Source organism: Kitasatospora sp. NPDC089797 (assembly GCF_040684795.1).
Lineage (GTDB): Bacteria > Actinomycetota > Actinomycetes > Streptomycetales > Streptomycetaceae > Kitasatospora.
Genome location: NZ_JBFBGS010000026.1, coordinates 129,368 through 137,229, shown reverse-complemented (window position 1 = coordinate 137,229; position 7,862 = coordinate 129,368). Strand labels below are relative to the sequence as shown.

At 72.4% G+C, this 7,862-nt stretch carries 4 protein-coding genes, 2 tRNA genes and 1 pseudogene; 5 read left to right on the top strand and 2 right to left on the bottom strand.

The annotated features are described in order from the left end of the window. Both AB0O91_RS22330 and AB0O91_RS22325 read right to left on the bottom strand, forming a co-directional pair. Nucleotides 1-92: pseudogene (locus AB0O91_RS22330) on the bottom strand (roadblock/LC7 domain-containing protein); the annotation flags it as partial. Nucleotides 93-102: 10 nt separating this feature from the next. Continuing rightward, nucleotides 103-3,993 (bottom strand): nitrate- and nitrite sensing domain-containing protein, encoded by a 3,891-nt coding sequence (locus AB0O91_RS22325; RefSeq protein ID WP_363435844.1) that lies wholly within the window; start codon nt 3,991-3,993, stop codon nt 103-105. 644 nt (nt 3,994-4,637) lie between these two features. Between AB0O91_RS22325 and AB0O91_RS22320 the strand changes: the two genes are divergently transcribed. From AB0O91_RS22320 to AB0O91_RS22300, 5 genes are all read left to right on the top strand, one after another. Then, a complete protein-coding gene (locus AB0O91_RS22320) occupies nt 4,638-4,856 on the top strand; it encodes a hypothetical protein (protein ID WP_350515258.1) in 219 nt (72 codons plus the stop codon). 260 nt (nt 4,857-5,116) lie between these two features. After that, entirely contained in the window at nt 5,117-5,917 is an 801-nt protein-coding gene (locus tag AB0O91_RS22315; RefSeq protein ID WP_363435842.1) for a fumarylacetoacetate hydrolase family protein, read from the top strand. Continuing rightward, nucleotides 5,910-7,409 carry a glutamate--tRNA ligase gene (gene gltX, locus AB0O91_RS22310; RefSeq protein WP_363435840.1) on the top strand — a complete coding sequence of 500 codons (1,500 nt, stop codon included), beginning with the start codon at nt 5,910-5,912 and terminating at the stop codon, nt 7,407-7,409. Before AB0O91_RS22315 ends, gltX begins: the two co-directional genes overlap by 8 nt. A gap of 240 nt (nt 7,410-7,649) precedes the next feature. Next, nucleotides 7,650-7,721: transfer RNA gene (locus AB0O91_RS22305), tRNA-Gln, on the top strand. A gap of 47 nt (nt 7,722-7,768) precedes the next feature. After that, nucleotides 7,769-7,841: transfer RNA gene (locus AB0O91_RS22300), tRNA-Glu, on the top strand. Nucleotides 7,842-7,862: the final 21 nt, after the last annotated feature.

The following is a 7,862-nucleotide window of genomic DNA, read 5'->3' as shown; positions in this document are numbered from 1 at the left end:
TCCGCGGAGACCACCACGGTGTGGGACACCCCGGGGGTGTTGTCCACGAAATTGGTGATCAGCCAGTTCAGGTTCTGTGCGGCCTGGCTCATCTGGTTCAACTCAACGCTCCTGGTGATCTGCGCCGTTGCCGTCGCTCCGGCCACCGAAACTATCGAATCCGGGCTGCTGGGCACCATGCTGGGAGCCCGGCTGGTTGCCGGACTGCTCGGCACCGGCCCGACGGCCCTGCTGGATGCCGCGGCGCAGGTTGGTCAGTCGGCCGCGGACCTCCTCGGGGGCCCGGGAGACCTGGGGGCCGGTCAGCGGCGAGGTCTCGGCGGTGCCGGAGACCAGGTTGGCCTGCGGGGTCCGGCGGGGGAGGCCGGACATCGTGACACCACTGGTCGAGGGCTCGCGGAGCTGCTCGGCACGGCGCCAGCGCTCGTCGTTGGCGGACGGGCGCCACGGCGCGTCACCGACGCCGGGCTGCGGCGGCTGCGGCTGTGCGGGCTGCGGTTGGGCGGGCTGCTGCGGGGCCTGCGGGGCCTGCTGCTGCGGCGCCTGGGCCTGCGGCGCCTGCCGCTGAGCCGGACGCTGCTGCTGCGGGGCCTGCGGCGGCCGGCCGGGCTGCTGGAACTCCGGTGCGGCGGTACCGGGCCGACGCGGCTGGTACGCCTGCGGCCGGGCCTGCTGCGGGTCCTGCGGCCGACCGTCGGCCTGCTGCGGGTACCAGGGCTGTTCGCCGGTGGCCTCGGACGGGCCGGTCGGCAGCGCCATCGGCTCCTGGCGCTGCGGGACCTGCGGCGGCTGGGGCAGCGGCGGCTGGCTGGGCTGGGGCTGCGGCTGGGTCGGGGTCGGCACGTTCGGCAGCACCGGCTCCACCAGGCCGAGGCCGAGCGGGTCACGCGGGTCGATCTGGCTGGCCTCGAAGCGCGGCCGGGCGAACTGCTGGGTGCTCTCCACCGGCGACGGCTGGGCCGACGGCAGCGGCTGGGCCGGCTGCTGCGGGGGCAGCTGCGGCGCGCGGCCGCCCTGCGGCGCGTCCGGGCCGGGGCGCTGCGGCCGGCGCTGGCCCTGGGGACCCTGCGGGCCCTGCTGGCCGGGGGCACCGGGGCCCGGACGGCCGGGGGCGCGCTGGGGCAGGCCGTCCTGCGGACGGCTGCCCGGTCGGGCGCCCTGCTGCGGGGCGCCGGGTCCGCCCGGACGGCCGTGCTGCGGCTGCTCGCCGGTGCGCGGCGCCGGGGCACCCGGGCCGCCGTCGAACTCGCCGCCGGGGCGCGGACGCTCCTGGCCGGGACGCTCCTGGCCGGGGCGGCCCTGGCCGCGGCGCGGCAGACCGTTCGGGCCGCCCTGCGGCGGGCCCTGGCGGCCGGGGGTGCGCTGCGGCAGCCCGCCCTGCGGCGACTGCTGCGGCTGGCCCTGTGCTGCGGGGCCCTGCGGTGCGGGAGCCTGCGATGCGGGAGTCTGCGGGCCCTGGCCCGGCCCCTGCGGGGTGGGAGCCTGAGGGGCCTGCGGAGCCTGGGGCTGTCGGCCCTGGCCCTGGCCCTGACCCTGGCTCTGGCCGCGCCGACGCGGCGGCTGGGCCGGACCCTGCTGGCCGGCGCCCGGCTGACCCGGCAGGACCGGGTTCTCGCGCAGCGACCGCCCGACCTGACGGGTCGGCAGCCCGGCCTGCCCGCCGGGCGCGGCCGGGGCACCCGGACCGGTGGGCGCGGACGGGGCGGACGGAGCAGTGGGCGCGCCCGGCGCGGCGGGGGCGGCGGGACCGCCCTGGCCGAGCTGCGGACGGCCGCCCTGCGGGGCACCGTCGGCCGGGCCCTGGCCGAGCGCGGCCGGACCGCTCTGGCGGCCGGGCGGCATCTGGCGCTGCTGGCGCGGCGTCGGGGCGACCCCCCGCTGCTGCTGCTTGCCCGGGCCGCCGGGGCCGGGGCGACCGGCGCCGCGGCGCTCGGCGGAGTTGGTGACGTCGACCGGGAGCATGACCAGCGCGGTGGTGCCGCCGGAGTCGCTCGGGCGCAGCTGGATCCGGATGCCGTGTCGCAGGGACAGGCGGCCGACCACGAAGAGGCCCATGCGGCGGGAGACCGAGACGTCGACCGTCGGCGGGTTGGCCAGGCGCTCGTTGATCTCGGCGAGGTCGTCCGGGCTGAGGCCGATGCCGGTGTCGTGGATCTCGACCAGCACCCGGCCGTCCGGCAGAGCGTGGCCGGTGACCCGGACGCGGGTCTGCGGGCTGGAGAACGAGGTGGCGTTCTCCAGCAGCTCGGCGAGCAGGTGGACGAGGTCGTTGACGACGCGGCCGGCGACCTCGGCCGACGGCACCGCGGCGAGTTCGATGCGCTCGTACTGCTCCACCTCGGAGGCGGCGGCGCGGAGCACGTCGACCAGCGGCACGGGCCTGGTCCAGCGGCGGCCCGGGTCCTCACCGGCGAGGACGAGGAGGTTCTCGCCGTTGCGGCGCATGCGGGTCGCGAGGTGGTCGAGCTTGAACAGGTTGGCCAGCTGGTCCGGGTCGGCCTCGCGGCTCTCCAGCTCGGAGATCAGCGACAGCTGGCGCTGGATCAGGCCCTGGCTGCGGCGCGAGAGGTTGGTGAACATCGCGTTGATGTTGCCGCGCAGGAGGGCCTGCTCGGCCGCGAGGCGGACGGCCTCGCTGTGCACCATGTCGAACGCGTGCGCCACGTGGCCGATCTCGTCGGTGGAGTCGACGGCGACCGGCTCGACGGTGGTGTCGACGTCGTGCGGGTCGCTCTCGGAGAGCGTCTTGACCAGCTCGGGCAGGCGGCGCTCGGCGACGTCCTCGGCCGCCTTCTGCAGACGGGTCAGCGAGCGCACCATCGAGCGGGCGATCAGACCGGCGCCGCCGAGGGCCACGAGCAGGGTGAGGGCGACGGCGGCACCGATGATCAGGGCCTCGGTGTCGGCCTGGGACTGGAGGTCCTGGGCCTTTCCGTCGAGGTCCTCGATCAGCTTGGCCTCGATCCGGCGCTCGGCGGTGATCTTGGTGGTGGCCTTCTCGTACCAGTCCTTGTACGAGACCGGCTCGGTCTGGTGGATGCCGCCGGGCTGGAGGATCGAGCGCGAGTAGCGGTCCGCCTCGGCGACCACGTTGTTGTAGCTCAGCTGGCCGCGCAGGTTGTCCAGGTCGTGCGCGGTGTAGATGTTGTTGAAACTGGTGAGCGCGTTGTCGTACGTGGTGCGCAGGCGGATGCCGAAGGACTCGTCGCTCGCGCTCAGGTCGGGGGCCTTGGGGTTGGCCAGACCGGCGCTGATCAGCGCGCGCTGCTGCGAGGTGGCGTCCTTGGCCAGCGAGAACTGCTGCAGCGCGCGGGTGGCGACGAGCAGGTCCTTGTTGTTCGAGGCGAGCGCGATGTCCTGGGTGATGCCCAGCAGGTCGCGGATGATCACGTCGTAGGCGGTGATCGTGGCCTGGATGTTCTGGTTGTTCTGGTACGGCGTGTTGCGCGCGTCCGCGATCGAGTTCAGGTCCTTGCGGATCTGGAACAGCAGGGCCTTCCCGCCGGAGAGTTCGAGGTTCTCGAACTTGTCGGAGGAGGCGGTGAAGGTGCGGCTGAGGTCGTCGGTGGCCTTGCGGGCGGCGACGATCTCGTCGTCCAGCGGGTCGTTCGGCCGGTTGGTGATGTAGCCGGCGCTGATGTCGCGCTCGGTCTGCAGGGCGTCCGCGAGGTTGGTCGCCTTCTTGGCCAGGTCGGACAGGTTGGCCATCTGGGCGAGTTGCTGGGAGTTCTCCAGCGAGGTCTGGATGCGCAGGCCGCCGAGGACCAGCGAGACCAGGATGGGCAGCGCGAGCAGGGCTATCAGTCGGGTGCGGATGCGCCAGTTGCGCATCGCGAGCCGGCTCAGACCGGTGGCGCGGCGCCTGGTCAGGGTGGTCCGGAGCTTGTCCCGGGTGGACTTCCGGTCCTGGCCGTCCTCCTCCGGGCGGGGAGCCTCGGGCGCTACGGGGTCGGCCGGGCCGCCGGGGGCCGCCGCCGGTTGAGGGGCTGCCACAGGCTCGCGCGACTCCGGGTTGCCCGCGGCGCCGCTACCCCTTTTGAAACGTCCCTGCACTGGCGTCGCAACCTCTGGACCGGGCGTCCCGCCGCGTCGCCACGGCCTGGACGGTGTCGAGTTTCCTTCCGCACCCCGGCCGGTCCGGGAGAGCGGGTCGCCGAGGGTGGACTGCTCCCTACCCACGGTCCGTGGCATTCCAGCACAGCGAGGGAATCCCAACAAGGGCCGCCGGAACCAATGGACGGGCACTACCGACCGCATGCGTGATCTCACGGACTGTGCGGTAACCGGACCGGAATACCGCCTTTTTCGGACACTTGCCGAATACATGCCAACGTCACCCGAGATCGACAGGAGTCGCAGACCTGCCGGAATGCCCGTTGTGTGCGCAATGTCGGGAAATTCCGATGCGGCGATATGTCGGATATCTGTGATTTGAACGGTAATTTGTGAGTAAAATCACAGACTAATGTGTAGCTTTGGTCACGACGTCTGTGGAATGAGATCTCGTAACCTGGCTGTCTCCGGAGCACGGCCCCGATCAGCCTGCCCAGAACCCCTCCGAATCAATCGGAACCCCGCAGGCCGGCGCGGATCCCCTTCCTGGCGATCAGCCCGGCCACGACCACGAGGTGCTCTCGATGTCCCTGGCGAAGAAGGCCACCAAGTCGACGCTGTCCTGCCGCTCCACGGCGAACCCGCGCCGGACCACGCTGGCCTCGGTCGAGGACTTCAGCAAGATCCCGGGTGCCCGCAAGCCCGAGGACGTCGTCACGTACGGCACCGAGCTGCCGGCCAGCACCGCCAACCCGCGCCGCGTCCAGCTGATGGTCGCCCCGGTCGTCACCCCCCGGGACTGACCCCGCCGCCGTCGAGGGCGCCGTCACCGCGAGCAGCGGCGACGGCGCCCTCGCGCTGTCCACCCGCCCGTTCGCGGCTCCGCCCGCACCCGGGCCGAACGTCTCCGCCCCAACCGGGCTGAACAGGGGCAAAGCGGCCCGGAGGGGCCCCACGCGATAGCCTGGACGACGATTGACGGGGCCGCGCCCATCACGGGCGGGGCGCCCAGCAGCGCCCGGGGGCGCCCCGGGCGGCCGACGAAGCGAGGGGTAGCCCAGCCGTGCGCATTGCCAGGTTTTCCGTCCGGGAAGGAAGCCCTGCCGCCGGCAGCGTCTCCTTCGGCGTGGTCGAGGGGGACCCCTCCCGGCCCGACTCGCTGGTCGTCCACGAGCTGGCCGGCCACCCGTTCGGCCAGCCCCAGCCCACCGGCGAGAGCTACCGATTCCAGGACGTCCGGCTGCTCAGTCCGATGCTCCCCAACAAGATCGTGGCGGTCGGCCGCAACTACGTGGCGCACGCGGCCGAGCTGGGCAACGACGTCCCGGACGTCCCGCTCACCTTCTTCAAGCCGTCCACCTCGGTGATCGGCCCGACCGAGAACATCGCGTACCCGCCGTTCTCCTCGGAGGTCCACCACGAGGCCGAACTCGCCGTGGTGATCGGCCGGATGTGCCGCGAGGTGCCGCTGGACCGGGTGCCCGAGGTGATCCTCGGCTACACCTGCGCCAACGACGTCACCGCCCGGGACGTCCAGCAGCGCGAGGGCCAGTGGGCCCGGGCCAAGGGCTTCGACACCGCCTGCCCGCTGGGCCCGTGGATCGAGACCGACGTCGACCCGGCCGACCTCGCGATCACCTGCACGGTGAACGGCGAGCTCCGCCAGACCGGTCGCACCTCCCTGATGATCCGCTCGGTCGCCGAGCTGGTCGTCCACATCTCCGAGGCCATGACGCTGCTGCCCGGCGACGTCATCCTCACCGGCACGCCCGCAGGGGTGGGCCCGCTCAACGTCGGCGACGAGGTCGCCGTCTCCATCGAAGGCATCGGCACTCTCACCAACAAGGTGATCAAGCGTGGCTAACACTGACCCGGACGTCCGGGTTCGCTTCTGTCCGTCCCCGACCGGCAACCCCCACGTGGGCATGGTCCGCACGGCCCTGTTCAACTGGGCCTACGCCCGCCACACCGGCGGCAAGCTGGTCTTCCGGATCGAGGACACCGACTCCGCCCGCGACTCCGAGGAGTCGTACGTCCAGCTGCTCGAGGCCATGAGCTGGCTCGGCCTCGACTGGGACGAGGGCCCGGAGGTCGGCGGCCCGCACGCGCCGTACCGCCAGTCGCAGCGGATGGACATCTACGCCGACGTCGCCCGCCGCCTGCACGAGGCCGGCCACGCGTACCACTGCTACTGCAGCACCGAGGAGCTGGACGCCCGCCGCGAGGCCGCCCGCGCGGCCGGCAAGGCCTCCGGCTACGACGGCCACTGCCGGGACCTGACGGACGAGCAGGTCGCCGTCTACAAGCTGGAGAAGCGCGAGCCGATCCTGCGCTTCCGGATGCCCGACCGGACCATCTCCTTCGACGACCTGGTGCGCGGCACGCTCACCTTCGAGCCGGAGAACGTGCCGGACTACGGCATCGTCCGGGCCAACGGCGCCCCGCTGTACACCCTGGTCAACCCGGTGGACGACGCCCTGATGGGCATCACCCACGTGCTGCGCGGCGAGGACCTGCTGTCCTCCACCCCGCGGCAGATCGCGCTGTACGCGGCGCTCGCCGAGATCGGCGTCGGCAACGGCACCACCCCGCGCTTCGGCCACCTGCCGTACGTGATGGGCGAGGGCAACAAGAAGCTCTCCAAGCGCGACCCGCAGTCCTCGCTCAACCTGTACCGCGAGCGCGGCTTCATCCGCGAGGGCCTGCTCAACTACCTGTCCCTGCTGGGCTGGTCGCTGGCCGAGGACCGCGACCTGTTCGACATGGACGAGATGGTCGCCGCGTTCGACGTGGCCAAGGTGAACTCCAACCCGGCCCGCTTCGACCTGAAGAAGTGCGAGGCGATCAACGCCGAGCACGTCCGCCGGCTGGCCCCGGAGGACTTCGTCCGCCGCCTGGTGCCGTTCCTCCAGGGCCCCGGCCTGCTGCCGGCCGAGCCGACCGCCGAGCAGCTGGACCTGCTCGCGCGGATCGCGCCGCTCACCCAGGAGCGGATGGTCGTGCTCAGCGAGATCGTGAACATGGCCGGCTTCCTGTTCGTCGACCCGGCCGACTTCACGGTCGACCAGGACGACGCCGCCAAGGTGCTCACCGCCGACTCCCGCCCGGTGCTGGAGGCCAGCATCAAGGCGCTGGAGGAGCTCGGGGACTTCACCCCGGAGCCGATCCAGGCCGCGCTGCGCGAGGCCCTGGTGGACGGGCTGGGCATCAAGCCCAAGTTCGCCTTCACCCCGCTGCGGGTGGCCGTCACCGGCCGTCGGGTCTCCCCGCCGCTCTTCGAGTCGATGGAGCTGCTCGGCCGCCCCGAGACGCTCCGCCGGCTGCGCTCCGCCCTGGACGCCGTGCCGGCCGCCTGAACCGGCCGCTGAGCAGCCCGCGGGCCCGGCCTGGTGCCGGGCCCGCGGCGCACCCGCCGGTCATCGGACGGCCCCCCGGCCGCTGCCTGCGGTTATCGATTTTGGAGCCAGGGCAGACGTCGGGTAATGTTCTTTCTGCGCCGCCCGGGAGGGAACGGACGAGGGAGCGAAAGCCCCTCGGAACGGGACCGACCGAGAGGCGCAACGCCTGAGAAGGCCCCCGCCGGGGTTCAACTCTGGTGGGGTATGGTGTAATTGGCAGCACGAGTGATTCTGGTTCATTTAGTCTAGGTTCGAGTCCTGGTACCCCAGCGCAGTACGATCGGCAACGATCACCCGCAGTACAAATGAAGATCCAAGCCCCCGTTGTGTAGCGGCCTAGCACGCTGCCCTCTCACGGCAGTAGCGCCGGTTCGAATCCGGTCGGGGGTACTGATCCCGCAAGGGATCGCC

What these genes read in the sequence shown, in the direction of transcription:
- AB0O91_RS22320 (WP_350515258.1), top strand. Translation starts at nt 4,638, where the DNA reads ATGTCCCTGGCGAAGAAGGCCACCAAGTCGACGCTGTCCTGCCGCTCC.